This window comes from Bradyrhizobium sp. SBR1B, from assembly GCF_014198205.1.
Lineage (GTDB): Bacteria > Pseudomonadota > Alphaproteobacteria > Rhizobiales > Xanthobacteraceae > Bradyrhizobium.
On sequence record NZ_JACIHC010000075.1, the window covers coordinates 1 to 1680 of the forward strand.

A 1680-nucleotide genomic window follows, 5' to 3' on the forward strand; every position below is an offset into this window, starting at 1 on the left:
GCCGGTTATTGATCGGAATCGCGGCCGGCTTCAGATCGGAACGGTGGCCGACAATTGATCGGAATGCCCGCCGGCTTCACGTCGGAATCCGCAGCAGCTAGTGCGACCACCACGGTGTTGACGTGCGCCCGAGCAAGCAGGCCACGCAACCAGCCGCCCATTGGCGTCTCGCTTTTGGACAGTGCGGGAAGAGCGGCGCGCGCGCCGTGGATGAGCATCTTGCGCAGATAGACATTTCCGCGCTTGCTGATTCCTAGCAGCTTTGGTTTCCCGCCGGTTGTCATTTGCTTCGGCACCAGTCCGAGCCACGCAGCCAAATCTCGCCCCCGTCCGAACGTCTCGGCATTGCCGATCGCTGCGACCATTGCCGTAGCGTTCATCGGGCCAATACCAGGTATCGTCGTCAGAAGACGCGCGGCGGGATCCAATCGTGCCCGCGTCGAAAACTCTTCGTCGAAGGCGAGGATACGACGGTCCAGCTCGTGCCACTCGGTGCACATGTCATGAACCAGCATCCGGGTGCGCGAGCTAATCGTAACGTGCTCTCCGGCTAGCATCAGCTCAAGGTAATGCTGCAACTTGCGTCGTCCCTGCTGCACGACGATGCCGCGCTCGAGCAAGATAGCTCGCAGTTGGTTGATCAACGCTGTCCGCTCGCCCACCAATCGATCACGTGCGCGATGCAGGCTCTGCATGTCGAGTTGCTCCTCGCTCTTTAGTTCCACAAACCGCATCGTCGGTCTGGTGGCGGCTTCCGCAATCGCCTCGGCGTCTCGGTCGTCGTTCTTCTGCGCTTTAACGTAAGGACGCACATATTCGGGAGACATTAATCGGACCTGGTGCCCGTGATTCCGTAGAATACGACCTACATGATGCGCGCCACAGCATGCTTCCATCGCCATCACGCAAGACGGCAGGCCGACAGCAAGCTTTATCACGCCGTCCCTGCGAAGACGCCGCTTTAAGACGACACGACCTGCAGCGTCTAACCCTACTAAACTGCAGCTGTTCTTGCCGAGATCAATTCCCAATACCGCGATTTGCACCATGAGATTCTCCTCTCTCTTTCCGATTGCCCTACAGCATACGTTTGGGGGAAGGGGCGGGCCATCCCATAAGTATGAACGGAGATGGGGAGGACGAGGCATGAGGTATCCCGCCTCAGAGAAGGCCGAGATCATCCATTTGGTCGAGCAATCGCACCTTCCGGCCAAGCGCACACTGGACAAGCTCGGGATCCCGCGCGCCACATTCTATCGCTGGTATGATCGCTACCGCGAGGGAGGCGTTGAGGCGCTGGCCGATCATCGGCCTCGACCAGACCGGGTCTGGAACCGCATCCCGGACGATGTGCGGGGCCAGATCATCGACCTGGCGCTGGAGTTACCTGAGCTGTCGCCGCGCGAACTGGCCGTGCGGTTCACCGATGAACGAAAGTACTTTGTCTCCGAGGCGTCGGTCTATCGGTTGCTGAAGGCGCATGACCTCATCACCAGCCCGGCCTATGTGGTGATCAAGGCCGCGAACGAGTTTAAGGACAAGACGACGGCCGTCAACCAGCTCTGGCAGACCGACTTCACTTATGGTGCGCCTCGCCCCTCAGTTGGGGAAGCGTATGACTGGAATGCAAAAGAGAAAGGAGGACTGAAAAATGACTTGTTCCCTGCTGTGAGGGGACAT

At 59.2% G+C, this 1680-nt stretch carries 1 protein-coding gene and 1 pseudogene; one reads left to right on the plus strand and one right to left on the minus strand.

Features of this window, described 5'->3' with window-relative positions; translation table 11 throughout:
- Nucleotides 1-5 precede the first annotated feature (5 nt).
- Nucleotides 6-1046, minus strand: a complete 1041-nt coding sequence (locus tag GGD61_RS40120) for an IS110 family transposase (RefSeq protein ID WP_312012863.1) — start codon at nt 1044-1046, stop codon at nt 6-8.
- A gap of 70 nt (nt 1047-1116) precedes the next feature.
- Here GGD61_RS40120 and GGD61_RS40125 point away from each other — a divergent pair.
- Nucleotides 1117-1584 (plus strand): annotated as a pseudogene (locus GGD61_RS40125) (helix-turn-helix domain-containing protein); the annotation flags it as partial.
- Nucleotides 1585-1680: the final 96 nt, after the last annotated feature.